Source organism: Actinomadura madurae, from assembly GCF_047130825.1.
Classification (GTDB): Bacteria; Actinomycetota; Actinomycetes; order Streptosporangiales; family Streptosporangiaceae; genus Spirillospora; species Spirillospora madurae.
The window spans coordinates 2,609,055-2,634,785 of sequence record NZ_CP083237.1 but is presented as its reverse complement, the minus strand read 5'-3'; the positions used below and the strand labels follow the sequence as shown (position 1 = coordinate 2,634,785).

General features: G+C 75.1%; 21 protein-coding genes. 10 read left to right on the top strand and 11 right to left on the bottom strand.

Annotated features, from left to right (window positions below; translation table 11 throughout):
• The first annotated feature begins 40 nt into the window (after positions 1 to 40).
• From K8Z49_RS11860 to K8Z49_RS11845, 4 genes are read left to right on the top strand one after another with little or no spacing between them, the layout of a single operon-like run.
• Positions 41 to 2,461 (top strand): DUF4132 domain-containing protein, encoded by a 2,421-nt coding sequence (locus tag K8Z49_RS11860; RefSeq protein WP_412518739.1) that lies wholly within the window; start codon positions 41 to 43, stop codon positions 2,459 to 2,461.
• 49 nt (positions 2,462 to 2,510) lie between these two features.
• A complete protein-coding gene (locus K8Z49_RS11855) occupies positions 2,511 to 3,773 on the top strand; it encodes a DUF4132 domain-containing protein (RefSeq protein WP_412518737.1) in 1,263 nt (420 codons plus the stop codon).
• Entirely contained in the window at positions 3,773 to 6,100 is a 2,328-nt protein-coding gene (locus K8Z49_RS11850) for a DUF4132 domain-containing protein (protein ID WP_412518735.1), read from the top strand. Before K8Z49_RS11855 ends, K8Z49_RS11850 begins: the two co-directional genes overlap by 1 nt.
• On the top strand, positions 6,100 to 6,492 hold the full coding sequence (locus tag K8Z49_RS11845; protein WP_075020406.1) for a hypothetical protein: 393 nt from the start codon (positions 6,100 to 6,102) through the stop codon (positions 6,490 to 6,492). The genes K8Z49_RS11850 and K8Z49_RS11845 overlap by 1 nt, the downstream gene beginning before the upstream one ends.
• A gap of 35 nt (positions 6,493 to 6,527) precedes the next feature.
• On the opposite strand, the gene K8Z49_RS11840 is transcribed toward K8Z49_RS11845, so the two are convergent.
• Positions 6,528 to 7,193 (bottom strand): DNA-binding response regulator, encoded by a 666-nt coding sequence (locus K8Z49_RS11840; RefSeq protein ID WP_412518733.1) that lies wholly within the window; start codon positions 7,191 to 7,193, stop codon positions 6,528 to 6,530.
• A 96-nt stretch (positions 7,194 to 7,289) separates the two neighbouring features.
• Between K8Z49_RS11840 and K8Z49_RS11835 the strand changes: the two genes are divergently transcribed.
• Complete coding sequence (locus tag K8Z49_RS11835) at positions 7,290 to 8,144, top strand: aldo/keto reductase (RefSeq protein WP_021597578.1); 855 nt, start codon at positions 7,290 to 7,292, stop codon at positions 8,142 to 8,144.
• 62 nt (positions 8,145 to 8,206) lie between these two features.
• Positions 8,207 to 8,773: a PadR family transcriptional regulator gene (locus K8Z49_RS11830; protein ID WP_021597579.1), complete on the top strand. Its 567-nt coding sequence runs from the start codon at positions 8,207 to 8,209 to the stop codon at positions 8,771 to 8,773.
• A gap of 6 nt (positions 8,774 to 8,779) precedes the next feature.
• Here the strand turns inward: K8Z49_RS11830 and K8Z49_RS11825 are convergent, their stop codons facing one another.
• Positions 8,780 to 9,766: a diacylglycerol/lipid kinase family protein gene (locus K8Z49_RS11825; RefSeq protein WP_024936327.1), complete on the bottom strand. Its 987-nt coding sequence runs from the start codon at positions 9,764 to 9,766 to the stop codon at positions 8,780 to 8,782.
• Between the two features lie 165 nt (positions 9,767 to 9,931).
• On the opposite strand from K8Z49_RS11825, the gene K8Z49_RS11820 reads away from it, so the two are divergent.
• The 3 genes from K8Z49_RS11820 (at position 9,932) to K8Z49_RS11810 (ending at position 13,228) form a co-directional block, all read left to right on the top strand.
• Positions 9,932 to 10,933 (top strand): alpha/beta hydrolase, encoded by a 1,002-nt coding sequence (locus K8Z49_RS11820; protein WP_075020611.1) that lies wholly within the window; start codon positions 9,932 to 9,934, stop codon positions 10,931 to 10,933.
• A gap of 20 nt (positions 10,934 to 10,953) precedes the next feature.
• Positions 10,954 to 11,841, top strand: a complete 888-nt coding sequence (locus tag K8Z49_RS11815; protein WP_412518730.1) for an amidohydrolase family protein — start codon at positions 10,954 to 10,956, stop codon at positions 11,839 to 11,841.
• 172 nt (positions 11,842 to 12,013) lie between these two features.
• The gene (locus tag K8Z49_RS11810) at positions 12,014 to 13,228 is read left to right on the top strand and encodes a glycoside hydrolase family 5 protein (protein ID WP_412518728.1); all 1,215 of its coding nucleotides are present in this window, start codon (positions 12,014 to 12,016) and stop codon (positions 13,226 to 13,228) included.
• Positions 13,229 to 13,237: 9 nt separating this feature from the next.
• Here the strand turns inward: K8Z49_RS11810 and K8Z49_RS11805 are convergent, their stop codons facing one another.
• From K8Z49_RS11805 to K8Z49_RS11795, 3 genes are read right to left on the bottom strand one after another with little or no spacing between them, the layout of a single operon-like run.
• Positions 13,238 to 14,248, bottom strand: coding sequence for a cation diffusion facilitator family transporter (locus tag K8Z49_RS11805; protein WP_021597584.1), 1,011 nt, complete (start codon positions 14,246 to 14,248; stop codon positions 13,238 to 13,240).
• Complete coding sequence (locus tag K8Z49_RS11800) at positions 14,245 to 14,694, bottom strand: ArsR/SmtB family transcription factor (protein WP_081842875.1); 450 nt, start codon at positions 14,692 to 14,694, stop codon at positions 14,245 to 14,247. Before K8Z49_RS11800 ends, K8Z49_RS11805 begins: the two co-directional genes overlap by 4 nt.
• Before the next feature lie 25 nt (positions 14,695 to 14,719).
• The gene (locus K8Z49_RS11795) at positions 14,720 to 15,784 is read right to left on the bottom strand and encodes a DUF6777 domain-containing protein (RefSeq protein ID WP_111831202.1); all 1,065 of its coding nucleotides are present in this window, start codon (positions 15,782 to 15,784) and stop codon (positions 14,720 to 14,722) included.
• 100 nt (positions 15,785 to 15,884) lie between these two features.
• On the opposite strand from K8Z49_RS11795, the gene K8Z49_RS11790 reads away from it, so the two are divergent.
• On the top strand, positions 15,885 to 17,342 hold the full coding sequence (locus K8Z49_RS11790) for a serine/threonine-protein kinase (RefSeq protein ID WP_412518725.1): 1,458 nt from the start codon (positions 15,885 to 15,887) through the stop codon (positions 17,340 to 17,342).
• 7 nt (positions 17,343 to 17,349) lie between these two features.
• Here the strand turns inward: K8Z49_RS11790 and K8Z49_RS11785 are convergent, their stop codons facing one another.
• The 6 genes from K8Z49_RS11785 to K8Z49_RS11760 all read right to left on the bottom strand — a co-directional run bounded on the left by K8Z49_RS11785 (position 17,350) and on the right by K8Z49_RS11760 (position 25,703).
• Positions 17,350 to 18,537, bottom strand: a complete 1,188-nt coding sequence (locus K8Z49_RS11785) for a VWA domain-containing protein (RefSeq protein WP_256255264.1) — start codon at positions 18,535 to 18,537, stop codon at positions 17,350 to 17,352.
• Between the two features lie 15 nt (positions 18,538 to 18,552).
• Positions 18,553 to 20,907 carry a DUF5682 family protein gene (locus K8Z49_RS11780; RefSeq protein WP_412518723.1) on the bottom strand — a complete coding sequence of 785 codons (2,355 nt, stop codon included), beginning with the start codon at positions 20,905 to 20,907 and terminating at the stop codon, positions 18,553 to 18,555.
• Positions 20,904 to 22,034 (bottom strand): ATP-binding protein, encoded by a 1,131-nt coding sequence (locus K8Z49_RS11775; RefSeq protein ID WP_021600187.1) that lies wholly within the window; start codon positions 22,032 to 22,034, stop codon positions 20,904 to 20,906. Before K8Z49_RS11775 ends, K8Z49_RS11780 begins: the two co-directional genes overlap by 4 nt.
• On the bottom strand, positions 22,031 to 23,590 hold the full coding sequence (locus K8Z49_RS11770) for a DUF5691 domain-containing protein (RefSeq protein ID WP_412518721.1): 1,560 nt from the start codon (positions 23,588 to 23,590) through the stop codon (positions 22,031 to 22,033). Before K8Z49_RS11770 ends, K8Z49_RS11775 begins: the two co-directional genes overlap by 4 nt.
• Complete coding sequence (locus K8Z49_RS11765) at positions 23,587 to 24,879, bottom strand: SWIM zinc finger family protein (protein ID WP_033333602.1); 1,293 nt, start codon at positions 24,877 to 24,879, stop codon at positions 23,587 to 23,589. Before K8Z49_RS11765 ends, K8Z49_RS11770 begins: the two co-directional genes overlap by 4 nt.
• A gap of 71 nt (positions 24,880 to 24,950) precedes the next feature.
• Positions 24,951 to 25,703 (bottom strand): M50 family metallopeptidase, encoded by a 753-nt coding sequence (locus K8Z49_RS11760; RefSeq protein ID WP_021599405.1) that lies wholly within the window; start codon positions 25,701 to 25,703, stop codon positions 24,951 to 24,953.
• Positions 25,704 to 25,731 lie beyond the last annotated feature (28 nt).

The window sequence follows — 25,731 nt, the reverse complement described above, 5'->3', positions numbered from 1 at the left end:
TCGCAGGTTTTTGTCGGTCGCTCCTGCCAGCATCCCGGCCATGTCCTACGACACGCTCGCCGCCGAGGCACGCGAGAACGACGGCCTGGACGGCGTCCGCCTGGCCGCCCTCGGCCGCGCCCGCCCGCTGCTCGACCTCCTCGACGGCCGGCCGCGGACCGCCACGGAGATCCGCCGGTGGCTCGAAGGGCGTCCGGAGGACGACGCCAGGGCCGCGGTCCTCGCCCTCATGCTGGCCGGCGGCCCCGAGTACGTGGGCTCCTGGCCCCATCGGCCGGTGCTGCTGGACCTCATAGCGGGGACGGGCGGCTGGACGCCGGGCGAGGCGGGCGTGATGCTCCGGCGGGCCTGCCGTTTCGCGGAAGACGGCTACATGTTCGCCGATGCGCTCGGCGTCGCGCTCGCCGTTGTGGAGAGGCTCGACGCCGACGGCGTCCGCGCGCTCGCCGCCCGGCTGAAACGCGTCAACGCCGGGTTCGCGAGGGCCGACGTGGCGATCGGGTACCGCGCTCCGATCGTCAGGCGCCTGCAGAAACTGCTGGGAACCGCGGACGAGGCGCACGTCCCGGTCGGCCTGCTGCCCGCGCGCGACGCGTGGGCCGCACCGCTGCGCGACCTCGTGACGACGGCCCCGACCGTCGCGCGGGCCCGGTTCGTCCGGCACCTGGCGAGCCTGTCCGCGCCGCGCCCGTCCCAGAAGTGGCGGCGCGCGTGCGCCGCCCTCGCGGACGAGGCGGCCGCCCGTGACGCCGTGGCCGGATGCCTGCGCGCGCTCGTCGGGGGCGAACCGCTGAACTCGGCGGAGCACGGCCCGCACGCCGACTGGGTCCCCGACACCTACCACTACCGGTACCTCGTCCACCAGGACCACGGCGACGTCGCGCGCGGCATCGTCTGGGCGGCGGCGCTGACCGGCGGTCCCGGGGCGACCCGGCCGCTCGCCGCGCTCGCCCTGCGCGCCGGAGCGCCCGGCCACGACCTCGCCGAGGACCTCAAGCTCGCGGGCGCGGCGATCAACGCCCTCGGCGCGATCGACGACCCCGGCGGGCTGGAGGCGCTGCGGGACCTGCACGCGAGGATCAGGAACCGGGCGCTGCGCAAGCAGATCGACACCGCGCTGCGGTCCGCCGCCGAGCGGCAGGGCATCACGCCGGAGCAACTGGTCGAACGCACCGTCCCGGCCCACGGCCTGCGCCCGGACGGCTCGGTCGAGCGGACGCTCGGCGAGCACACGGCCCGCGTCTCGATCGTGGACGCCGCGACCGTCCGGCTCACCTTCACCGGAGCGGACGGCCGCGCCTCCAAGACGGCCCCGGCGGCGGTCAAGGACGGCTTCCCCGACGAGCTGAAAGAGCTGAAGGCGCTCGCCAAGGAGGTCCGGGGGACGCTGTCGAGCGAGCGGGCGCGCATCGAGGGGCTGATGTCGGAAGACCGCGTCTGGCCCTATGACGAATGGTGCGAGTACTACCGCGACCATCCGGTCACCGGGGCGATCGTCCGCGTCCTAGTCTGGGAGTTCCAGGATGAGGACGGCGCGTGGCACGCGTCCATGACGGGCACCGGCGGCCCCGCGCGCGTGCGGCTCTGGCACCCCATCCGCGCGGCGGCGGACGACGTCCGGGCCTGGCGGGAGCGCGTGATGGACGAGCAGATCCGGCAGCCGTTCAAGCAGGCGTTCCGCGAGATCTACCTCCTCACGCCCGCGGAGGAGGAGACGAGCGCCTACTCCAACCGGTTCGCCGCGCACATCGTCCGCTACCGGCGGCTGTACGCGCTGTTCAAGGAGCGCGGCTGGCAGGCGAACTTCCTCGGCCGGTACGACGGCGGCTACAACGGCGAGGCGCGCCGCGAACTCGGCGGCGAGTGGCGCGCGTGCTTCTACCACGAACCGGTGGACGTCGCCGACTGGGGACCCGAGCACGCCACGACCGATCAGGTCCGGTTCGAGCGCAAGGACGGCCGGCGCTGGCGGGAGACGCCCGTCGCCGACGTCCCGCCGGTCGTGTTCAGCGAGGCCATGCGGGACGTGGACCTGTTCGTCGCCGTCACCTCCATCGCCGCCGACCCCGAGTGGGCCGACCGCGGCGAGGACCGGTACACCGCCTACTGGAGGGAGACGACGTTCGGCGCCCTGACGGCGAGCGCGGAGGTCCGCCGGGCGGCGCTGGAGCGCGTCCTGCCCCGCACGAAGATCGCGGACCGCTGCTCCCTCGACGGCCGCTACCTGGTCGTCCGCGGCCGGCTGCGCACCTACCGGATCCATCTCGGCTCGGCCAACGTCCTGATGGACAACGACGGCTCCTACCTGTGCATCGTGCAGGCCCGGGGCCGGAAGGGCCCGGGGAGGCTGTACCTCCCGTTCGAGGACGAGCGGCTCTCCCTCATCCTCAGCAAGGCGTTCCTCCTCGCCGCCGACCACACGATCACCGACGCGACGATCCTGACCCAGATCAAGCGCTGATCAGCCGAACCGTCCCGGCGCCGACGGTGCCTTCTGGAAAGATCACCTCATGTCCGACGACCTCCGGGCGCATCAGGACGCGCCCAACGCACCGTGCCGCGGCAGCACGCCGGCGCAGCCGGCCGAGGACCCGCCGGCGCAGCCGGCCGAGGGCGGCGTACCCGCGCACGGCCTCGGCCGGGACGGCACGCTCGTCCGCGACGTCGGCGGCTACCAGGCGGTCATCGCCATCACCGACCCGCTGACCGTCCGGCTCGCCTTCATCGGCGCCGACGGGCACCCGCTGCCGACCGTGCCGGGCGCGCTCAAGGTGCCGTTCGCCGCGCAGGTCAAGGAGCTGAAGACGCTGGCGCGGCAGATCCGGGCGACGCTCGCCGCCGAGCGCGGCCGGGTCGAGGCGCTGATGGCGGTCGAGCGCACCTGGCCGTACGCGCGGTGGTGCCGGCACCACCGCGACCATCCGGTCACCGGCATGGTCGCGCGCGGCCTGGTCTGGGAGTTCGAGACGCCGGACGGGCTCTGGCGGGCCGCCACCCCCGGCGAGGACGTGCTGGTGACCGTGGACGGCCGCGCGCTGCCCGTCCCGGCCGCCGGGGCGCGGGTCCGGCTGTGGCATCCGGTGCGCGCGTTCCGCGGCGCGGTCCGGGCCTGGCGCGACTTCGTGACCGGCAACCGGATGACGCAGTCGTTTCCGCAGGCCTTCCGCGAGACCTACCGGACCGGCGCCCCGGGAGCCGGCGCGGAGCCGCGCGGCGCCGGCCCCCTCGACGGCGAGATCCGCCGCGTCCTCGCCGAGGGCGGGTGGCGGGTCGGCCGCCACCCCGGGCACGGCGGCGTGCGGTTCGAGCGGCGGGCCGCCGGCCGCTGGACGGAGACGGCGCCGGCGGACGTGCCGCCGCTGGTGTTCAGCGAGGGGATGCGGGAGGCCGACCTGTTCCTGCGCGTGGCTCCGGACACCGGGCACGAGCCGTTCGGCGGGCTTCCGGCGAGCGCCGAGATCCGCGCCGACGTACTGCGCCGGGTCCTGCCCGGCACGCGGATCGCCGGCCGCTGCGCGGTCGACGGCCGGTTCCTCGTGGTCCGCGGCGGGCTGCGCACCTACCGGATCCACCTCGCGTCCGGGAGCGTGCTGATGGAGCCCGGCAACGACCGGCTGCGCGTCGAACCGGTCCGCCGGCCGCGGCGGAAGGGCCTGTTCCTGCCGGTCGACGACGAACTGCTGACGCGGATCCTCGGCACCGCGTTCCTGCTGGCCGCCGACCACAAGATCACTGACGAGGCCGTCCTGCGGCAGATCAAGATGGGGGCCTGATGGACCTGACCGCTCGGCTCCTGCGCGCCATGACCGACCCGGCGCCGGAGGACGAGGAGTTCCGCGCCTGGTTCCCGGGCCTGGACCGGCTCTCCGACGAGGACCTCGGCACGCTGATGCCGGCCGCCTACGCGGTCGGCCGCGGGAAGCCGTTCGTGTCGACCTCGGTCCGGTTCCGGGTCGAGGACGAGGGCAAGCAGCGCCAGCCGCGCTACACGCCGGAGGCGTGCGAGCGGATGTTCGCCGCCCTCGTCGCGGGACTGGAAACGCGCAAGTGGGCCGACCTGACCCTGGGCGCGGGCTCCCTGCTGCGCTGCACCGGCCCGTGGCCGGACGTCTCGGCCCCGGCCCGCACGCTGGTCGGGTTCCGCCTGGACACCGACCGCACCGACCAGCCGTTCGCGCTCCTGGCGGTCGCCGGGCTCGCGGGCGAGGACGTCCTGCGCACGACGGCCGGACGGCTCCGCGACCGCAGATCGGGCCCGATCGCCCTGGACGAACTCGACGTCGTCGTCGGGCTCGGCGCGCGGGAGCGGGTGCTCCTCACCGAACTCGACCGCGCCAACTCCTACACCTCCCCGCCGCCGCTCCCGGACGTGTGGGAGCGCGTCGCGCCGATCTCCGCCTACGACGCGTTCGCCCGCCGCGCCCTGGAGGCCGCCGCGGACCGGGCCCGCGCGATCCAGGCCGGCGAGGTGCCCTTCCGCGCGGACAAGGCGTTCACGCCCGACGAGGTGGCGACCCTCGGCCGGGCCGCGCGCCTGATGCTGCTGCGGGACGAGCCGTGGCTGCCCGCCTTCTTCGACCGTCTCCTTCCCGGCGTCTCCGTCGCGCCGACCGAGGCGAAGTCGCTGCCGTCGCAGGGCCTGCTGTACGAGATCGCGCGGGCGGCGCAGGACTTCCCGACGCCGGAGCTGGTCACCGCGTTCCGGACCGTCCGCGGGTCCGTGCGGCACAAGGGCGTGCCCAAGCAGCTCGACAAGATGCTGAAGAGGATCGAGGCGGCGCTCGCGGAGCGCACCGAGGTCGCGCTGCGGCTCCCCGGCCTCGGCTTCGACGCCGACGGCGTGCTGCGCCGCGAGCTGTCCGGCTACACGGCCGTCGTCACCGCGGCCGGCAAGGCGGGGCTGAGCTTCGAGAAGGACGGCAGGACGCTGAAGAGCGTCCCCGCGGCCGTCCGCCGCGACCACAAGGACGAGGTCAAGGAGCTCCGCGACCTGGTCAAACGCGTCGACGCCCAGCTCGCCACGCTCGCGCGGGCGCTGGAGGGCGGCTTCACCGTCGACGCGGCCCACCCGTTCGGCGAGTGGCGCGACACGCTGGTCCGGCACCCGATCGCCGGACCCGTGGTGCGCGCCCTGATCTGGCGGATCGAGGTCGCCCCCGGCGACCTGCGGGACGTTCTCCCGGCCGCCGGCGACCTGCCGGACGCCGCCGACGACGCCCCCGTCCGGCTGTGGCACCCGATCGGGGCCTCGCCGGACGAGGTGCGGGCCTGGCGCGACCTCCTCGTCGAGCGGCGGATCCGGCAGCCGTTCAAGCAGGCGTTCCGCGAGATCTACCTGCTCACCCCGGCGGAGGAGGAGACCCGGACCTACTCCAACCGCTTCGCCGCGCACCTCGTCCACTACCGGCGGATGTTCGCGCTGTTCCGGGCCCGCGGCTGGACCAGCCGCCTGCTCGGCCCGTGGGACGGCGGCGGCTCGGACGAGGCGACGCGGACGCTCGCGGCGGGGGAGTGGCGGGTGCGCTTCTCGCACGTTCTCGCCGACTGGGCCGGCGAGCAGGAGATCGCCGGGACGAACCGGGTCATGTTCGACCGCCGCGCCGGCGGCGCCTGGCGGGAGGCGCCGCTCGCGGACGTCCCCCCGCGGGTCCTGAGCGAGGCGATGCGCGACGTCGACCTGTTCGTCGGCGTCACCTCGATCGCGGCCGACCCCATGTGGGAGGACGGCGAGGCGCACGACTACTGGGTGCGCGAGTGGCACGCGGACCTCACCGAGTCCACGCGGACGCGCAGGGACGCCCTGGAGCGCATCCTGCCCAAGACCAAGATCGCCGACCGCTGCGTCATCGACGGGCGCCACCTGGTCGTCAAGGGCGAGCTGCGCACCTACAAGATCCACCTCGGCTCGGCGAACATCGTGATGGAGCCGGACGACGCGTTCCTGTGCATCGTCCCCGAGCGCCGCACGCCCGCCGCCAAGGTGTTCCTGCCGTTCGAGGACGAGCGGCTCTCCCTGATCCTGAGCAAGGCGTTCCTGCTCGCCGCCGACGACAGGATCGGCGACGAGTCCATCCTGTCGCAGATCAAGCGAGGTGCGTGATGGCCGAGGTGACGTTCCGGGACGAGACGGCGACCGGCGCGCCCGTCGCCGAGTTCCAAGTGGCGGGGCTGCCGGCGCGGATGACGGCCCGGGAGCTGATCCGGCTCCGGGTCCGCGAGGAGGTCGCCCGGCACAACGCGCGGCCGTCCGACCGGTTCCACGGCCTCGTCCGCCCCGACGACGCCGAGGCGGAGCTGAACGGCTACCGGCTGCGCGAGCCCCGCCGCATCGACTGGGAGCGGCAGGCCGACATCGCCGAGCGCGCGTTCCTGCGCAACGGGTTCTTCATGCTCGCCGGCGACCGCCAGGTGGAGGACCTCGACGAGGAGATCGACCTCGGCGCGGACCCCGACCTGGTCTTCGTCAAGCTGGTCCCGCTGGCCGGCGGCTGACTCCCGGCTGTTCGGGCCGCCAGCGGATCGGGCCGTCAGCCGATCAGGCCGTACTCCTTGGCGCGCAGGCCCGCCTGGAAGCGGGAGCCGGCGTCCAGCAGGGTGAGGATCTCCGCGACGCGGCGCCGGTAGGTGCGCAGTGACATGCCGAGCCGCCGCGCCGCGGCCTCGTCCTTCAGCCCGCCGCCGAGCAGCCGCAGGATCGCCCGGCTCTCCTCGCTCAGCGCGGGCGGCCGGTCGCGCCGGTGGTCGGCGAGGTCGGCCGCCTTCTCCCACGTCGCCCAGAACAGCGACACGACGCCCCTCACGACGCTCGGCGACCGGACGACCGTGTACTCGCGGACGCCGCCCTCGGGCGGTCCCGCGAGGATCGCCACCCGCCGGTCCACGATGATCGTCTCGTGCGGGAGCGGCGCCGTGCAGATCCGCACCCGGACCCCGCCGCGCGCCAGCTCCAGCAGGTGCCGCTCGGACTCCTCGTCCGCGAGCGCCGCCGGGTTGTAGAGCTTGTAGGCGTCCGGTCCGGGCCGGAGCCTGCGCCGCTCGGCGACGATCCGCTCCCGGAACCCCGGCAGGGCCCAGGTGTTCAGGTCCGTCGCGGCGCAGGCGAACTCCTCGCTCGCGAAGAACAGCCGACCGGCGCGCTCGGCCAGCTCCGCCTCGCCGCGCAGCACGACATTCCGGTCCAGATCGACGCTCATCACCCTTCAGTCTGCCACGCGCCCGCAGGGGCGCCGCGCTGGCATCAACCTGCCAGCCGCTCGTCCCGAACCGGGCGCCGCAGCACAGTGGGGCACATGACACAGCATTTCGATCTCGGCGGCGACCTGCGGATCAACCGGATGGGCTTCGGCGCGATGCGGCTGCCCGTGAGCGGTCTGGACGTGCCGCCGAACGACCGCGAGACGGGCCTGAAGATCCTGCACAGGGCGGTCGAGCTGGGCGTGGACCACATCGACACCGCCGCGTTCTACTACCACCCGGACGGCCCGGCGGCGAACGAGATGATCCGCGCGGCGCTCGCCCCCTACCCGCGCGGCCTCGTCATCGCCACGAAGGTGGGCCCGTACCGGGGGCCGGGCGACCCGTACCCGTCGGGGCAGCTCGAGAAGTCCCGGCTGCGCTCGGAGGTGGAGCGGAACCTGACCGAGCTGGGACTCGACCGGCTCGACCTCGTCTACCTGCGTCCGGGCGGCCTGGAGCCGCCGGCGGACGAGCCGATCGGCGAGCGCTTCGAGGTCCTCGCCGGGCTGCGGGAGGAGGGGCTCATCCGGCACCTCGGGCTGAGCCACGTGACCGGGACGCAACTCGACGAGGCCCGGAGGATCGCCCCCGTCGCCGCCGTCCAGAACCGGTTCGACGTGACGCAGCCCCAGGACACCGCGCTCCTCGCGGTGTGCGAGCGCGAGCACATCGCCTACGCGCCCTACTTCCCGCTCGGCGGCTTCGGCATTCCCGACGACGCGCGCGTCCGCGCGATCGCCGACCGGCACGGCGCGACCGTCCCGCAGGTCCTCCTCGCGGGCCTGCTCGCCCTCTCGCCGGTGATGCTGGCGATCCCCGGCACCGGCTCCCCGGACCACCTGGAGGAGAACACCGCCGCCGCGGGACTGGCCCTCACCTCCGAGGATCTCGCGAGCCTGAAACGCTGAGGACCGCGCCGCGCGCGGGCCGGACCCTCTACCCTGAACAGGTTTGCGATCAGGGGGCGAGGATGTCGACGACGCGGCTGCTGGTGCTCGGCGGAGTGCGGCGGTTCGGGCGGGCCCACGGGTACGAGGTCCGCAGGGAGCTCATCTCGTGGGGCTCGGACGAGTGGGCCCACGTGAACCCGGGCTCGATCTACCACGCGCTCAGGCAGCTGGCCAAGGAGGGCCTGCTGCGGGCGCACGACGTGGAGGAGAGCGAGGCCGGGCCGCCGCACACCGACTACGAGATCACCGACGCCGGCCGGGCCGAGTTCTTCCGGCTGCTGCGCTGCGCGATCTCCGCGGTCGACGTCCGGCACCCGGAGATGCTCACGGCCGGGCTCGGGTTCCTCACCGAGCTGCCGCGCGCCGAGGCGGTCGCGCTGCTGCGCGAGCGGCTGGACGGCCTCGCCCGCTGGCGCGCGTCCATCGCCCCGCTCCAGGACGAGCAGGACCCGGCGGACCACCTGCGCGAGCTGCTCGGCTGGTGGGTGCACTCCGCCGACTCCGCCGCGGTCTGGACGCGCGGCCTGATCGAGCGGCTGGAGGCGGGCGCCTACGTGATGGCGGACGAGGCCCCGCCGCGGCCCTGAGCCCGGTCAGGTGTCGGTGAACGTGCGCGGGACGATCACCCGCAGCGCGTTGCCGCGCAGCTTGATCGAGACCGGGGTGCGGCCGCGGATCTCGCCGTCCACGTCCACCCGCAGCGGCGGGTCGGTCTCGATCTCGACCTCCCCGGTGGTGAGGAACGCGTCCTCGGCGAGGCTCCGCCACTGCCCGGTGAGGACGTGCCGGGCCGTCGCCGACGCCAGCCGCAGCCGCCGCTCGTCGCCCAGCCGGTAGACGGCCAGCAGCCGGTCGTCGGGGCTGGCGTCGCGGGCGATCCGCTGCCCGCTGTGGTGCGCGCCGTTGGCGATGTTCAGCTGGTGCGTGGCGAGCTCGCGGACCTCGCCGCCGATCCGGATGCGGGCGGTGAACGCCTCGTGCCGGGGCAGCAGCCGCGCCGCCGTCAGCGCGTACGCCGGCCGGCCGAGGAACCGCTTGAGCGTGTGCGGGACGTGCCCGGCGACCTCGACCGACAGGCCGAGGCTCACCATGTTCGCGAAGATGTGCTCGCGCTCGGCGCCGGGCCCCTCGCCCAGCGGGTCGCCGGTGGACTCGAACCAGCCGACGTCCACGTCCGCGACCTTACCGCCGTCCGCGCGGCCGAGAGCGAGCGTCGCGACCGCGCCGGGCAGGTCCAGCGGCAGCTCCAGGCTGCGGGCGAAGTTGTTGGTGGTGCCGAGCGGCAGCACGCCGAGCGCGATGTCGCGATGCGCCAGGTGCCCGACCGCCTCGGCGATCGTGCCGTCCCCGCCGCCGACCACGACCAGGTCGGGCTCCAGCGCCAGGATGTCGGCGAACAGCTCGCGCAGCCGGCTCGGGTCGGTCACCGGGAAGACGTGCGGGAACTCCAGCCCCGCCTCGCGCAGCAGGCGGCGGGCCGTGCCGTAGCGCCGGCGGCCCCGGCGCGAGCGGGAGTTGATCACCAGGACGGCGCGGCCGCCGCCCGCGATCGCGGACTCCAGCTCCGCCTTGCTCCGCATCCCGACGCTCCGCATCCGACTGGTCGCCTCCTCCACGGCATGACGGTCCATGGTGGACCGGAAACCCCGGCCCGGCACTTTATAAACCGATTACACAGCGTTGAAACATGGCCGCCGGCGGGAACCCTTACACCAGGAGAACATCTGAACGACCGGGGCGTGGACATGCGGCTGCGGGGCTGGGCGGGAGCGGGACTCATCGTGGCGGTCGCCGGGCTGACGGCGTCCATCGCCGCGGGCGGGACGGCCCCGCCCGGTGCCCCCGCCGACGACGGCGCGGCCGTGGTCGGCGAGCGCCGCCCCCGCCGCCGCGTGCTCGACCTGGCGATCCGCTCGCCCGTCCTGGAGGGCGTCGTGCACGTCCGCCTCCTGCTGCCCCCCGGCTGGTCGCGGGACGCCTCCCGCACCTGGCCGGTGCTCTGGCTCCTGCACGGCGCCGGCGCCGGGCGGGACGGCCACACCGTGTGGACCGACCACAGCGACATCGAGGAGCTCACCGAGGACGCCGACGTGATCGTCGTCATGCCGGAGGGCGGCCCGTGCGGCAACTACACCGACTGGTGGAACCGCGGCGACGGCGGCGCGCCCAAGTGGGAGACCTTCCACCTCGCCGAGCTCCGGCAGATCCTCGAACGGGGATACCGCGCCGGGCCGGACCGCGCCGTCGCCGGGAACGCGATGGGCGGCCTCGGCGCCCTGGCGTACGCGGCGCGGCACCGCGGCTTCTTCCGGGCGGCGGCGTCGTTCAGCGGGCCGGTCCATACGCTGCACCGCGACCCGTCCGGGCTCGACGTCGCCGACCTCGTCGAGCTGGGCGTCGCGATCGGCGCGCCGTCCCTCGACTGGACCGACGTCTGGGGCGACCCCGACCGGCAGCGCGTCGTGTGGCGGCAGCACAACCCGTTCGACCTCGCGGGCCGGCTCGCCGGCGTCCGGGTGCACGTGAGCGCCGGCGACGGCACGCCCGGCCCCTACGACCCGCGCCCCGCGACGGGCACCGACATCCTGGAGGTGCTCGCCCACACCGTCTCCCTGGAGTTCGCCGGCAAGCTGAAGAAGCTCGGCATCCCGGTCACCACGCACTTCTACCGCGGCACGCACAGCTGGCCCTACTGGCGGCGCGAGCTGCGCGCGACTCTGCCCGCCCTGCTCGCCGAGATCACCTGAGCTCCGGCTAGGGTCGAGGCGTGACCGAACCCCGTTCTGATTCCGACGTCCCCGCGTTCTGGTGGGCGCTCGGGCTGCCCGGCATCATCGACGTCCACGTCCACTTCATGCCGCCGCGGCTGATGAGCGCCGTCTGGGGGTACTTCGACGAGGCGGGCCCGCTGATCGGCACCGAGTGGCCGATCCGCTACCGGGACTCGGAGGAGGAGCGGCTGGCGTTCCTGCGCGGCCTCGGCGTCCGCGCCTTCACCTCGCTGACCTACCCGCACCGGCCGGGGATGGCCGAGTCGCTGAACGACTGGACCGCCCAGTTCGCCGCCCGCGTCCCCGAATGCATCCAGACCGCGACCTTCTACCCCGAGCCGGGCGTCGAGGACTACGTGCGCCGCGCCCTGGAGTCGGGTGCCCGCGTCGTCAAGGTCCACCTCCAGGTCGGCGGGTTCGACCCGCGCCTCAAGGAGCTGGACGCGGTGTGGGGGATGCTCGCCGAGGCCGGCGTACCGGCCCTGGTCCACGCCGGATCGGGCCCGGTCGCCAACGGCTACACCGGCCCCGGCCCGTTCGGCGAGGTGCTGGCCCGCCACCCGCGGCTGACCGCGATCGTCGCCCACCTGGGCGCGCCGGAGTTCGAGGGCTTCCTCGCCCTCGCCGACGGGTACGAGGGCGTCCACCTCGACACGACGATGGTCTTCACCCGGTTCGCGGCGCTCGCCGAGTTCCCGGCCGCGCTCCTTCCCCGGCTGCGCGAGCTGGGGCTGGACGGGCGCGTCCTGCTCGGCACCGACTTCCCCAACATCCCCTACGAGTACGCGCACCAGCTGGAGTCGCTGGCGGCCCTGGACCTCGGCGACGACTGGCTGCGCTCGGTCTGCTGGCACGGCCCCGCCCGGCTCTTCGGCCTGTCGTAGGGACAGGGCGGGCCGTTTCACGGGTTTTCACGCGGGTTGCCTGGTCGCCGCGGGGCCGGGGCCGCCCTCCTTGACACACGGCGTCGGCGCCGCGACTTTGGGAGCGCTCCCACCAGAGAAGAGGACCCCGCATGAGAACCGTCACGGTCCGTCCCGGAAGAGGAGAGCGCGCATGACCGCGACACTGCGGCGCGGCCGCATCCTTCTGTTCGTCCTGGCCGCCCTGCTGGCGCTGGTGTCCGTCCCGGCGGCGCCGGAGACGGCGCGCGCCGCCGCGGGCACCGGATACTGGCACACCAGCGGCCGGCAGCTGCTCGACGCGGAGGGCCGGCCGGTGCGGATGACGGGCATCAACTGGTTCGGCGCCGAGACGTCCAACTACACCCCGCACGGCCTCTGGTCGCGCGGCTACACGGACATGCTCGACCAGATCAAGGGCCTGGGCTACAACACGCTCCGGCTGCCGTACAGCAGCCAGCTGTTCGATCCGGGCAGCACGCCGAACAGCATCGACTACACCAAGAACCCGGACCTGCGAGGGCTGGACGGGCTGGCGATCCTCGACAAGATCGTCGACTACGCGGGGCGGATCGGGCTGAAGGTCGTCCTCGACCGGCACCGCCCGGACTCCGGCGGGCAGTCCGCGCTCTGGTACACCGCCGCCTACCCCGAGTCGCGCTGGATCTCCGACTGGACGATGCTCGCCCGGCACTACGCGGGCGACACCACGGTCATCGGCGCCGACCTGCACAACGAGCCGCACTCCCCGGCCTGCTGGGGCTGCGGCGACCAGGCCCGGGACTGGCGGCTCGCCGCCGAGCGGGCCGGCAACGCCATCCTGGCCGCCAACCCGAACTGGCTGATCATCGTCGAGGGCGTCAACGACCACGAGGGCGACAACTACTGGTGGGGCGGCAACCTCCAGGGCGCCGCCCGGGACCCGGTGCGGCTGGACGTCCCGAACCGGCTCGTCTACTCCGCGCACGACTACGCCACGTCGGTCTATCCGCAGCCGTGGTTCGACGACCCGTCCTTCCCGTCCAACATGGCCGGTATCTGGGACAAGAACTGGGGCCACCTCTACAAGAACGACGTCGCGCCCGTCCTGCTGGGCGAGTTCGGGACGACGCTGAGGGACCCGCGCGACCAGACCTGGCTGCGCACCCTGATGGCCTATCTCGGCGAGGGAACGGGCGGGATCTCGTTCACCTACTGGTCGTGGAACCCGAACTCCGGTGACACCGGCGGCATCCTCAACGACGACTGGACGACGGTCAACACGGCGAAACAGGCCTACCTCGCCCCGTACCTGCTCGGCGCCGGCGACCCCGAGGGCGTCCCGGCCGCGGCCGGGAACCGCCTCGCCGGCCGCGCCGCGGCGGCGTGACGGCGCCCCCTAGTGATCGCAGGGCGCGCTGCCCGCGTGCTCGTGCGGCTCCCCGCCCTCCGCCACGTGGCGGGGGCCGTGCGGGTCGTCGCAGTGCCCGTGCGGGCCGCCGTCGGGCACGTCCACGTGGTCGACCTCCAGCGTCGTGTGCGTGATCCCGTACGAGGCGCGCAGCAGCTCCTGCAGGTCGCGGCGGACGGCGTGGCAGTCGCCCTGGACGTCGACCAGCACGTGCGCGGACAGCGCCGGGTAGCCGGAGCTGACCTCCCACACGTGCAGGTCGTGGACCTCCTCGACGCACGGGCGCTCCGCGAGCCGGGCCCCCACCTCGGACGGGTCCATCCCGGCGGGCGCGGCCTCCATGAGCACCCGGCCCGCGTCCCGCAGCAGCCGGTATCCGGCCTTCAGCATCAGCGCCGCCACCACCAGCGAGGCGACCGCGTCGGCGCGGGCGAGGCCGGTCGTCCACACGACCAGGCCGGCGACCGCGGTCGCGATGAACGCGAACAGGTCGTTCAGGATGTGCTGGAACGCGCCCTCGACGTTCAGGCTCCGCCGGTCGGCCCTGCTGATCAGCACGGTCGCCGCGACGTTGACGGCGATGCCCGCGAGGGCCGTCCAGAAGACGAACTGGCCCTCCACCGCGGGCGGTTCGACCAGCCGCCGGACGCCCTCGTAGACGAAGAAGACCGCGAGCAGGATCAGCGTCAGCCCGTTCAGCTGCGCGGACAGGATCTCCGCGCGGCGCAGGCCGAAGGTGTAGCCGCCCTTCGGCGGGCGCGCGGCGATCCGCATCGCGACCAGCGCCAGCGCGATCGCGAACGCGTCCGTCATCATGTGCGCCGCGTCGGTGATCAGCGCCAGCGAGGAGGCGACGAAGCCGATGACGACCTCGCCGGACATGTAGGCGAGGATCAGCACCAGCGCGGCGGTCAGCAGCCGCCGGTCGGCGCTCGCCGAGACGGCGTGCCCGTGGCCGTGGCCGTGCCCGTCCGGCGCGGGGTCCCGGTCGGCGGTCATGGGGCCTCCTCCCCGTGGCCGACGTGCGTGAGGGCGAGGTCGAGCAGCATCCGGACGTGCGAGTCGTCCAGCCGGTAGTAGGCCATCCGGCCGGCCCGGCGGACCCGGACGACGCGGTTGGCGCGCAGCAGGCGCAGCGCGTGCGAGACCGCCGACTCCGAGTGCCCGCAGGCCGCCGCGATGTCGCACACGCACATCTCGCCCCCTTCGAGGAGCGCGGTGATCACCCGCAGCCGCCCGGGGTCGGACAGCAGCCCGAACACCTGCGCCACCTCGGTGATCGTCTCCGCGGCCGGCAGGGACGCGGAGACGACGGCGACCTTCTCGGCGTCGACCACGCGGACGGCGCAGGCGTCGGCCGGCGCCGCCGCGGACGTCCCGGCGGGTGTCCGCGCGGGCGCCTGGGCGGGCACCGCGGCGGCCGCAACATCTGAAGCACTGCTCATATGAGCAATCTATCGCACGGCCCGCTCAGGTGACGGTGGGGGTGGGCTCTTCCTCCGCCGGCGGCAGCGAGATCGGAGCCTGCGGCACGTCCACGGGCGATTCCAGCCCACCGGTCTGCGTACCCGGGTCGTCCGTCGGCACTCCCGGCTCCCCGGTCGCGGGCTCGGTGCCGGGAGTCCCGGGATCCGAGGTCTCCGGGCCGGGCGTCCCGGTGCCGGGCGACTCGAGCCCCGGGGACTCGGTGCCCGGCGACGGCGTCCCGGACGACTCCAGGCCGGAGTCCTCCGGCGCGGGCGAGTCACCGGTCGGCACCTCGGTCTCGGTGGGCGGCAGCTCGGCCGGCGGCCCGTCCGCCGGTCCGGCGGTGGCGCGGGGCCGCTCGAACCCCATCGTCCCCTCCGGGTCGACGAGGACGTAGGTCTCGATCGTCCCCTTCTGGGCGTCCCGCGGGCGGATCCGGGTCACATTCCGCTTCTCGAATCCCGGCCAGGATCGGCCACTGTAGGACGCGTTCCGCGGGGAGATCTTTTTCTCCGGCCGGGTCAGCGGATTCCCGCAATTGCACTTCACCGCGGGCACCCCGTAACCATTGACCAGAACGCCCATTCCGGCCTGCAGGACGGCGGGGCCGCTCGTCGCCTTCCCGTTGTCGTAGCCGTGGTTGGTGACGAGGGTGTCGGTGCGCAGCAGCACCGGGGTCAGCCGCGACACGTACCGCGGGATGTCGCTCACCGGGATGCCCTGCACCTTCGCCCACGCCCGCGCCTTGTCCGGGTTGGCCTGCAGGAACGCGATCAGCTTCTGCTGGTCGCAGGTCGCCGCCCGGCGCGTCCCGCCGTACAGGCCGGGGGAGTCGCCGTCCTGCGTTCCGCCCGCCCGCGGCCGCTTCTTCACCTTCATCTCGTCGGTGTTGGACGCCAGCGTGTACGGATCGGGGCCCGGCGACCCCACCGTCAGCCGCGTGATGGTCGCACCCGCGTCCCCGCATCCCGACAGCGTCCCGGCCGCCAGCGCGAGGGCCGCGAGGGCGCCCGCGATCGGCCGCGCCGCGCCCCCGCGCCGGGCAATTAGCGAATGGATCTCCAGCATGCGTCTCTCCCGCTCCGGGTTCGCCGAACCTATACTCTTTGATGCCGGGCGGGGCGGATTTGTGCCCGGCGGAATGCTCGAATTTTTCGCGGGGGTACGAATGGCGGGCACGGTTCCCCTGACGGCCGCCGATCCCACCCGGCTCGGCGGCTGGGAGCTGCTCGGCCGGATCGGGACCGGCGGCCAGGGCGTGGTGTATCTCGGTCGCCCGCTGGGGGAGGGGGCCGGGCCGTCGCGCGTGGCGGTCAAGCTGCTGCACGCCCAGCTCCTCGGCGACGCGAACGCGCGGGAGCGGTTCGTCCGTGAGCTGGCGCTGCTGGAGCGGGTCGCCGGGTTCTGCACCGCGCAGATGCTCGCCGCCGACATGGCGGGCGACCGGCCGTACATCGTCAGCGAGTACGTCCCCGGCCCGTCGCTGCGCACGCTCGTCCTGGAGGAGGGCCCGCGCACCGGCGCCGGCCTGGAGCGGCTGGCGATCAGCTCGGTGACCGCGCTGTCGGCGATCCACCGGGCGAACATCGTGCACCGCGACTTCAAGCCGCAGAACGTCCTGATGGGCCCGGACGGGCCGCGCGTGATCGACTTCGGCATCGCCCGCGCCTTCGACGCGGGCGCCACGCTGACCAGCCAGGTCGTCGGCACCCCCGCCTACATGGCGCCCGAGCAGTTCTCCGGGCGGGTCGGCCCGGCCACCGACCTGTTCGCCTGGGCGGGCACCCTGCTGTTCGCCGCCACCGGGCGCGACCCGTTCGCGGGCGGCCCGCTGCCCACCGTGATGTACCGGATCATGCACGAGACGCCCGACCTGAGCGCCCTGCCGGGCCCGCTCGCCGAGGTCGCCGCCGCCTGCCTCGCCAAGGACCCGAAGGCCCGGCCCGCCTCCGAGGACGTCCTGCTCTGGCTCCTCGGCGAGCGCGAGAAGCACGCCCGGCTGGAGATCCCGACCGAGCGCCTCGCCGCCCCGACCGCCCCCGCCCCGACCGCCTTCACCTCGGAGGCCCCGGCCCCGACCGCCCCGGCCCCGACCGCCCCGGCCCCGCCCCCCGCGCCGCGGCCCACGGTCGACATCACCGGCGACGGCGGTCCGCACACCGTGCCGGAGACGAGGCAGGCGCCGCCCGGCCCCGCCGCCGGACCCGCGGGTCCGCCCTGGCCGGAGCCCGTCCCGGCCGCGCCCCGCCGGACGCTGCGGCGCGGCCCCGCGGTGGCGACCGGCCTGCTGCTCGCCGGGTTCCTCGCCGCGCTGGACGTCGCCGCCCTCGCCATCCTGATCGCCCGGCCGTCCCTGACCGAGGGGCACCGCGGCGGCCTGCTGCCCGTCGTCGCCTCCTCGTTCGCCGTCGTCGCGATCGTCACGCTCGTCGCGGTGATCCTCGCGTGGCGCGGCAGCCGTCCCGCCGCCTGGACCGTCATGGCCGCGCGGGTCGTCCGCGTCGCGATGTGGGGCGCGTGGGGCGCCCTGGTCGAGGTCCAGGCGTCCGCGCTCGCCGGGCACGCCGCGCTGACCGCGCTCGTGGTCGTCCTGCTCGCCCGCGGCCTGTCCAGGCCGCCCGGCTGACGCGCCGTCAGCCGGACGCCGCGTCGCGCTCGGCCCACTCCCGCAGGTCGCGGCGCTCGATCGCGGCGGCCATCAGCCCCGGGAACGCGTCCGGCGTGCACGCGAACGCCGGGACGCCCATCGCCGCCAGCGCCGCGGCGTTGTCGTGGTCGTAGGCGGGCGCGCCCTCGTCCGACAGCGCGAGCAGCACCACGACCTGCACGCCCGCCGCCGTCAGCGCCGCGACCCGCTGCAGCATCTCGTCCCGGATCCCGCCCTCGTACAGGTCGCTGACCAGTACGAGGATCGTGTCGGCCGGCCGCGCCACGAGCCCCTGGCAGTACGCGATCGCCCGGTTGATGTCGGTGCCGCCGCCGAGCTGCGTGCCGAACAGCACCTCGACCGGGTCGTGCAGCTGGTCGGTCAGGTCCACCACGTTCGTGTCGAACACGACCAGGGACGTCCGCAGCGACCGCAGCGACGCCAGCACCGCCCCGAACACGCTCGCGTACACCACCGACGCCGCCATCGAGCCGCTCTGGTCGATCGCGAGGACGACGTCCCGCTTGACGGCCTGCTGCCGCCGCCCGTACCCGATCAGCCGCTCCGGCACGAGCGTCCCCTGCTCGGGCAGGTAGTGCCGCAGGTTCGCGCGGATCGTCCGGTCCCAGTCGACGTCCGCGAGCCGCCTCGGCCGCAGCACCCGCGCGGACCGGTCGAGGGCGCCGCCGACGGCCGACCGCGTCTTCTGCGCGAGCCGCCGCTCCAGCTCCAGGACGACCTTCCGCACGACCGCCCGCGCCGACTCCCTGGCCCTGTCGGGCATCACCCGGTTCAGCGACAGCAGCGTCCCGACCAGGTGCACGTCCGGCTCGACGGCGTCCAGCATCTCCGGTTCCAGCAGCAGCCGGGTCAGGTCGAGCCGCTCGATCGCGTCCTTCTGCATCACCTGCACCACGCTGGACGGGAAGTACGCGCGGATGTCGCCGAGCCACCGCGCCACCGACGGCGCGGAGTCGCCGAGCCCGGCACCGCGCCGCCCGGGCCGGGACCGGCCCTCGTCCCCGCCGGCCCCGTAGAGCTTCTCCAGCGCCCCGTCCATGCGCGCGTCGTCGCCGGCCAGCGTGACCCCGGTCCCGTCGGCCTGCTCGCCGCCGAGCACCAGCCGCCACCGCCGCAGCCGGTCGCCGCCGTCCTCGGTGCTCTCACCGTTCACCGTCGCGCCTCCGTCTCATGCGTGCGTCCAGCCGAGGATTCGCAGTGCGGTCTCCGCGGCCGGGGCCGCGCGGGTCTCGTCGATGTCGTCATCCCCGTGCGGGGAGGCGCCGGCGGCGGGCTCGCCGCGGCGGCGGAGCCGCTCGCCTATCGCCCGCCGCTCGGCCGCGGGATAGGCGCCGAAGGTGCGGCGCAGGAGGGGGAGGACGTCGGTGAACGAGTCGCCGGGCAGGCCGGCGATCCACTCGTCGACGAGGTCCAGCAGGGCCGCGTCGTGCATCAGGATGAGGCCGCCACCGGACAGGAAGCCCTCGACCCAGGCGGCGGCGCGGTCCGGCGCGGCTCCGACGGACACGGCCCGCGCCATCCGGGCGGGGACGTCGGGCAGGCGCCCGGCGTCGAGGAGAAGGCGGGTGAGGCGGCCCTCGATCAGGCCGTGCAGCGTGTCCGGGCGGGTGAGGACGCCTTCGAGGGTGCGGCGCCACCGCTCGATGTGCCCCTCGTCGGCGAGCAGGGCGAGGGCGCCGTGGACGGCGTCGACATGGGCGAGGAACTCGCGGGCGGCGTCGTCGTCCAGGCCGGTGACGGCCGGCGGGAGGCCCACGCACACGCGGACGACGAGGCCGTCGACGACCGTCCGGAGCGGGCCGGTGGACGTGCCGCGGACGTCGCCGTACCGCAGCGCCCGCACGATCGCCGGCATCGCGGACATCAGGTGCGCGACGTCGGTGTCGACGGCGGCGCGGTCGGCGAGGGCCCGCATGACGGCGGGGAGCGCGTCGCCGAGGTCGGCCAGCAGGCACCGCTCGGCCACCGACGTCAGGTCGGCGAGGGTGCCGGCGCCCGCGGCCAGCGCCCGCGCGCGGGCGGCGCTCGCGCCGCGGACGGTGGTGCCCCACGCCCCGGCCTCGATCAGCTCGACGTCGAACTCGGGGCGCCAGGCCAGCGTCCAGGTCTCGCGGAACGTCCCCTTGGAGCGGCTCTCGGACGGGACGCCCCAGTCGACGTCCAGCAGGCGGAGGCGGTGCAGCAGGCGGCTGCGCTCCAGGTCGGTGGCCTTGCGCAGGTCGAGGTCCTGCTCCTTGCCGAGCGCGGACGGCTTCAGCCGCAGCCGCCGCTGCTCGGCCTGCAGGTCGCGCTGGAGCGGCACCATCGGGGTCCGCTCCGGGACCTCGCCGAGCCGCTCGCCGACCACCATGCGCTTCTGGATCAGCTCCACGGGGAGGTCGGCGCCCTCGCACAGGACGGCCCGGGTCGCCTCGGTGACCTCGTCCAGCCCGGCGAGGGGGCGCCCGCGCAGCGCGGCCAGGGCCTCGGCGAGCCGGACGGCCTCGATCACGTGCGCGGAGGAGACGTGCAGGTCCTCCTCGCGCAGGACGCGGGCGGCGCCCGTGAGCCAGCGCTCGATCGGCCGGTCGCGCGCCGTGAACAGGTGGTGGTACCAGCCGGGGGAGCGGACCCCCGCGCCGTAGCCGGAGCGCCCGGCGAGCCGCCCGTGCGTCCACGGCACCCAGGTCATCGCGACCTTCGTCTTCGGCAGCCCGCGCAGCGTCCGGTCGTCGCGGGTCGCCGGGACCTTCGCCCGCAGCGCCGGGACGTGCCAGGCCCCGCACACCACGGCGACCCGCTCGTGGCCCTCCTTGAGCGTGCGGCGCAGCGTCCGGCGCATGTGCGCCTCCCGCTGCTCCTCGCGCCGCAGGTGGCCGGCCGGCAGCCCGGCGGACCCGGCCTCCTCCGGCAGCGCGGCCAGCTGGGCGCGCAGCTCCGCCATCGCCTCCGCGATGGCGGGGAACGGGGAGGGGCCGTCGCCGCGGTGCTCGACGACGTCGTCCCACCACCGCTCGGCGTCGTCGTAGCCGGCCGCCTTCGCCAGCCAGCCCAGCGGGTCGAGCCGGATGCCCTCCACGGGCGCGGGCGCCCCGGACTCCGCGGGCGCCCCGGCGTCGGCGGGCGGCGGTTCGGCCTCCCCGGCCGGTTCGGGCCCGGCGGCCGCTTCGTCGCCCGCTTCGTCGCCCGCTTCGTCGCCCGGTTCGCCGTCCGCCGGGACGAGCTGGTTCGCCGCCGGCAGGTCGCAGAACCGGATCTGCGCCCCCGTCGACAGCGCGTACCGGATCGCCTGCCATTCGGGGCTGAACTCGGCGAACGGCCAGAACGCGGCCCGGCGGTCGCCGTCCTCCGGAGCGGGGGAGTAGGCGAGCAGCGCCACCGGCGGCACCATCCCGGGGTCGCCGGCCAGCGCCACGATGGGGTCGGCCTCGGGCGGCCCCTCGATCAGCACCGCGTCGGGCTTGAAGTCCTCCAGCGCGCCGCGCAGCGCACGCGCCGACCCCGGCCCGTGGTGCCGGACGCCGAAGACCTCTACCTGGCTCAAGAGACCTCCCGGCAGGCGCGGTAGAAGTCCCGCCACTCGGGACGGTCGCGGACGACCGCCTCCAGGTACTCCTGCCACACGACGCGGTCGGAGACCGGGTCCTGGACGACCGCGCCGACGATCCCGCCCGCGACGTCGGCGGCGCGCAGCACCCCGTCGCCGAAGTGCGCGGCCAGCGCCAGCCCGTTGGTGATCACGGAGATGGCCTCGGCGGTGCTGAGCGTCGCGCTCGGCGACTTGAGCTTGGTGCGGCCATCCGCCGTGACCCCGGACCGCAGCTCCCGGAACACCGTGACCACGCGGCGGATCTCCTCCAGCCCCGCCGGCGTCTCGGGCAGCTCCAGCCCGGCGCCGATCTGGTCGACGCGGCGGGCGACGATGCCGATCTCGTCCTCGACGCTCTCCGGGAGCGGCAGCACGACCGTGTTGAAGCGGCGGCGCAGCGCGCTGGACAGCTCGTTCACGCCCCGGTCGCGGTCGTTGGCGGTCGCGATGACCGTGAACCCCTTGCGGGCCTGGACCTCGGTGCTCAGCTCGGGCACCGGCAGCGTCTTCTCCGACAGCACGGTGATCAGCGTGTCCTGGACGTCGGACGGCATCCGGGTCAGCTCCTCGATGCGGGCGACGGCGCCGCGCCGCATCGCGCGCATCAGCGGGCTCTCCACCAGCGCCTTCTCCGACGGCCCCTCGGCGAGCAGCCGCGCGTAGTTCCACCCGTAGCGGATCGCCTCCTCCGCCGTGCCCGCCGTCCCCTGCACGAGCAGCGTGGAGTCGCCGCTGACCGCGGCGGCGAGATGCTCCGACACCCACGTCTTCGCCGTGCCGGGGACGCCGAGCAGCAGCAGCGCGCGGTCGGTGGCCAGCGTCGCGACCGCCACCTCCATCAGCCGCCGCGGCCCCACGTACTTCGGGCTGATCGCCGTCCCGTCCGGCAGCTCGCCGCCGAGCAGGTACGTGGTGACCGCCCACGGCGACAGCCGCCAGCCGGGCGGCCGGGGCCGGTCGTCGTGCTCGGCCAGCCGGGCCAGCTCACCGGCGTACTGCTGCTCGGCGTGCGGCCGCAGGACGGCGCCGTTCTCCGCGTCGGGACGGCCTCCCAGGCCCTCCGATGCAGGCTTGTCTGTCACGGGGTGAGCTCCTTCAGCATCTCGTCGCGGAACCGCAGGGTCGCGATCAGGTCGGTGACGGCGCGCGGGGCGGCCGGCTCCAGCTCCTCCAGCCGGGCCGCGGCGGCGGGGTCGAGCCGCTGGTCGGCCAGCCGGCACAGCTGGGTGACCAGATGCTCGTCGCGCCGGGTGGGGCGCTCGGCGGACAGGGAGAGCGTCGCGACCACCGCCGCCGCGAGCGGCCCCGTCCACGGCCCCGGGACCCGTTCGAGCACCCGCAGGAGGTCGGGCCGCCCCTCGACCCAGCGGATCAGGTCGGCCGCCGCCGCGTCGCGCTCGTCCGCGGGCAGGACCGAGAGCAGGTCGGCGAGCGCCTCCGGCTCGTCCACCATGACGCCGCCCTTCAGCAGCGCCCGCGCCCAGGCGGTGTCGTGCTGGCCGAGCGCGGCCCTCGCCCACCCGATGTGGACGTCCCGCCCGTCCGAGTCCGACCCGGGCTCGTGCTGAGGGGACGACCCCCCGGAGCCCCCGGCGGCTCCGCCGAAGGGCAGGCAGACGATCTCCATGGGCGGCAGCCCGAACAGGTCCGTCCAGGTGGACAGCGGGGTGCGGGCGAGGATCTCGCGGAGCCACGCCGCCCGCGTCCCGACCGGCGAGCCCCCGCCCCGCGGCGCGAACGACCCGCTGGGATGGAAGGGGACGCCGTCGCGCGCCAGGTCCTCGCCGTGGGCCTGCGGCGGTTCCACCTGGATCCACGTCTGCGTCCGGCCGCGCACGGTGCCGGTCCGCGGGATCAGGCAGGCCCGCGCACGCGCCGCCATCCGCCCCCCGTAGGCCGATCCCGGCATGCGGGCCAGCAGGTCGGACGCGAGCTGCCGGACGTCCTTGCCCCGGTCCTCCAGGGCGTCCTCGAGGAAGCCCTCGTCGTCGGGCGAGAGGCCGTGCTCGAACGTGGCGAGGAAGGCCGCGCGGTCGGGCGCGGGCTCCCTGGCCCACGTCTCGCGCAGCAGCTCCCGCGCCCGCTCCGGCTCGGTGCGGCGCAGCCTGGTCAGGTAGGCCACGCGGCGGTTGCGGGTGCCGGTCTCCCAGACCTCGGGGCCGCCGCCGGGGTCGTCCCCCGAGCCGACCAGGTAGGCCCAGTCGGTGTTCTGCAGGGCCAGCCAGACGCCGCGCCTCCCGGACGCCCGCGCGATCGGCGCCCGCAGCACCCGGTCGCCGCGGCCCCGCTCCAGCAGGTCGGGAAGCGTCTGCGCGGGCACCCGGAAGCCCCGCGCCGCCGCCGCGTCCAGCCACTCGGGCAGCACCCGGATCTGCTCCCCGCCGAGGATCCGCCGCAGCCGGGCCGCCGCGGCCCTCGGCACGACCGGCGCGTCCTCCACCGGGGCGAGCGCCACCGGCTCGGGCGCGACCGCCGCGGGCGCGCGCCCCGCCCTCCGCCGCACGGCCAGCAGCGCCGCCTGGTCGAGCAGCCGCCCCGCCCGGTCGCCGGGATCGGCGGGCGCCTCCGCCAGGACGGGCGGGTCACGGCGCTCGGTGCCGAGCAGCGCCGCGGTGACGTGCTCGTTCCACGCGCTCACAGGATCACCGTCCCCTCGTCCTCGTGCCATGCCGTCAGCGGGCGCAGGCCGCGCGGGCTCCACTCGCCGGCCATCGTCACCGGCCCGCCGCCCGACAGCGCGAGCAGCCGCCACGGATCGCCCATCCGGAGCGGCAGCGCGTCACCGGCGTCGTCGACCACGTACAGCTCCCCTCCCGCGCGGGCCAGGCGGACGTTCGCCAGCGTCGCGGGCCACCGGTCCAGCCAGGGGTCCCGCGCGAGGGCCGCCGCGTGCTCGTCCAGGAACGCCCGGACGGAGGCCCCGCGCGGCGCGGCCGCCATGGCCGTCCCCTGGCGTTCGGCGACCAGCGCCCGCAGCGGCTGCGAACCCGGATAGAAGGCCAGCTCCGCGTCGACCTCCGTACCCACGACGAGCGAGGTGTCCAGAGACGTGCCCGGCGCGGCGAAGGACAGCACGAGCGCGGGACGCCCCGCCCGCCCCTGGAGCCACACCCGCCGCGTGGTCAGCAGGTCCTGCGCGGTGTCGTGCGCCCCCGTCACCGTCCACCGGTCCCGGACGCGCTCCCCGCCGGTCAGCACGTCGTCCTGCGAGACGGTGAACCCCACCCGCGAGCGGACGGTCTCGCGCAGCCCGGCGGGCAGCTCGTCACGCCGCCGGTAGGCCTGGACGAGCAGCCGCAGCAGCGCGTACTCCTCCAGCAGGCGGTCCGGCCACCCGGGCCGCCGCGGGACCGCCGCGAGCCCCTTGACCTGCCCGGCGAGGGCGCTCGCCTGCGCGTCGACGAGCCGCCGCGCCACGTCGTCCCACAGCCGGTAGGGGGCCTTGTCCGCCTGGGCGAGGCCGTGCGCGACCTGGTCGCGCAGCCACTGGTCGAGCTCGGCCAGCCCGTCGTCGACGCGCCGTGCCCGCCGCTCCGCCGTCTTCGGATCCCGCGCCCTGGACGCCGACGCCGCCCGCCGCTCGGCGGCCTTCCCGGCGCGTTCGCGCCGGTCCTCCACCCATTCGGCGACCCACCCCGGCCGCGGCCCGTCCTCCACCACGGCGTCCGCCCACAGGAGCAGCAGCCCCAGGCCGTGCTTGCACGGGAACTTCCGGCTCGGGCAGGTGCACCGGAAGGCGGGTCCGGCCAGGTCGGCGCACGTCCGGTAGACGGACTTCCCGCTGCCCTGGCACTCGCCCCAGACGGCCTCGTCGTCGCAGCCCGTACGGCCCCACTTGGCGGGCTTGGCGATGCCGCCCGCCGCTTTGGCGGACGCCGCATCAGGCGCGAGTCCGACCACCTGCTCCCGAGACCACCGTTCGCTCACACCACCGAAACTATCGGCGGCCACGGACAATCAGCGGTCCGGACGATCGGCGGCGTCCGGCGGACCGGGCCTCAGCCCGTCCCGCCGAAGCCGGGCGGGGCGGGCAGGTCGGGGACGGAGACGTCCGGGACGAGGAGGGCGCCGCCGGTCAGCAGGGCGAGCAGGGCCGTCGCGCCGAACAGCGCCACCCAGGCGAGGCCGGGGACGCCGGTGAGGTGCGCGAGCTGGTCGGCGTCGGAGCTCGGCGCCATGTGCCGGGCGCGCATCCGCTGCAGCTCGATCACCGGGCGGGTGGCGGCCAGCAGCAGGAACCAGGCGGCCAGGTAGGCGAACCCGGCCTGCACCTCGGCGCTGCCCAGCCACGACACCCCGAAGATGATCGCGCCCGTGGCGATCACCGACAGCGCGCCGTAGGCGTTGCGGATCATCACGAGCATCGCGGCGAGCAGCGCGAGCGAGAACCACAGCATGAGCGTGATCCGCCCGGCCGCCAGCAGCAGCGCGAAGAACAGCCCGAGCAGCGGGGGAGTGAGGTAGCCGGCCATCGCCGTGAAGATCATCCCGGGGCCGTGCGGCTTGCCGCGCGACACGGTCACGCCCGAGGTGTCGGAGTGCAGCTTGATGCCGTCCAGCTTGCGGCCGGTGACCAGCGCGATGAGCGCGTGCCCGCCCTCGTGCGCGATCGTGACGGTGTTGCGCGCGACCCGCCAGGTGGGGCCGTGGAGCACCGAGCCGAGCGCCACGAGGCCGACGAGCGCGACCAGCCAGAGCGGGGGGTCGGGCTGCGTTCCCGTCACGCGGTCCCACAGGTCGGCGATGCTCACTTGAGCCTCCGAAGGATGTCGCCGGTCT

What these genes read in the sequence shown, in the direction of transcription:
- K8Z49_RS11860 (WP_412518739.1), top strand. Translation starts at nt 41, where the DNA reads ATGTCCTACGACACGCTCGCCGCCGAGGCACGCGAGAACGACGGCCTG.
- K8Z49_RS11855 (WP_412518737.1), top strand. Translation starts at nt 2,511, where the DNA reads ATGTCCGACGACCTCCGGGCGCATCAGGACGCGCCCAACGCACCGTGC.
- K8Z49_RS11850 (WP_412518735.1), top strand. Translation starts at nt 3,773, where the DNA reads ATGGACCTGACCGCTCGGCTCCTGCGCGCCATGACCGACCCGGCGCCG.
- K8Z49_RS11845 (WP_075020406.1), top strand. Translation starts at nt 6,100, where the DNA reads ATGGCCGAGGTGACGTTCCGGGACGAGACGGCGACCGGCGCGCCCGTC.
- K8Z49_RS11840 (WP_412518733.1), bottom strand. Translation starts at nt 7,193, where the DNA reads ATGAGCGTCGATCTGGACCGGAATGTCGTGCTGCGCGGCGAGGCGGAG.
- K8Z49_RS11835 (WP_021597578.1), top strand. Translation starts at nt 7,290, where the DNA reads ATGACACAGCATTTCGATCTCGGCGGCGACCTGCGGATCAACCGGATG.
- K8Z49_RS11830 (WP_021597579.1), top strand. Translation starts at nt 8,207, where the DNA reads ATGTCGACGACGCGGCTGCTGGTGCTCGGCGGAGTGCGGCGGTTCGGG.
- K8Z49_RS11825 (WP_024936327.1), bottom strand. Translation starts at nt 9,766, where the DNA reads ATGCGGAGCAAGGCGGAGCTGGAGTCCGCGATCGCGGGCGGCGGCCGC.
- K8Z49_RS11820 (WP_075020611.1), top strand. Translation starts at nt 9,932, where the DNA reads ATGCGGCTGCGGGGCTGGGCGGGAGCGGGACTCATCGTGGCGGTCGCC.
- K8Z49_RS11810 (WP_412518728.1), top strand. Translation starts at nt 12,014, where the DNA reads ATGACCGCGACACTGCGGCGCGGCCGCATCCTTCTGTTCGTCCTGGCC.
- K8Z49_RS11805 (WP_021597584.1), bottom strand. Translation starts at nt 14,248, where the DNA reads ATGACCGCCGACCGGGACCCCGCGCCGGACGGGCACGGCCACGGCCAC.
- K8Z49_RS11800 (WP_081842875.1), bottom strand. Translation starts at nt 14,694, where the DNA reads ATGAGCAGTGCTTCAGATGTTGCGGCCGCCGCGGTGCCCGCCCAGGCG.
- K8Z49_RS11795 (WP_111831202.1), bottom strand. Translation starts at nt 15,784, where the DNA reads ATGCTGGAGATCCATTCGCTAATTGCCCGGCGCGGGGGCGCGGCGCGG.
- K8Z49_RS11790 (WP_412518725.1), top strand. Translation starts at nt 15,885, where the DNA reads ATGGCGGGCACGGTTCCCCTGACGGCCGCCGATCCCACCCGGCTCGGC.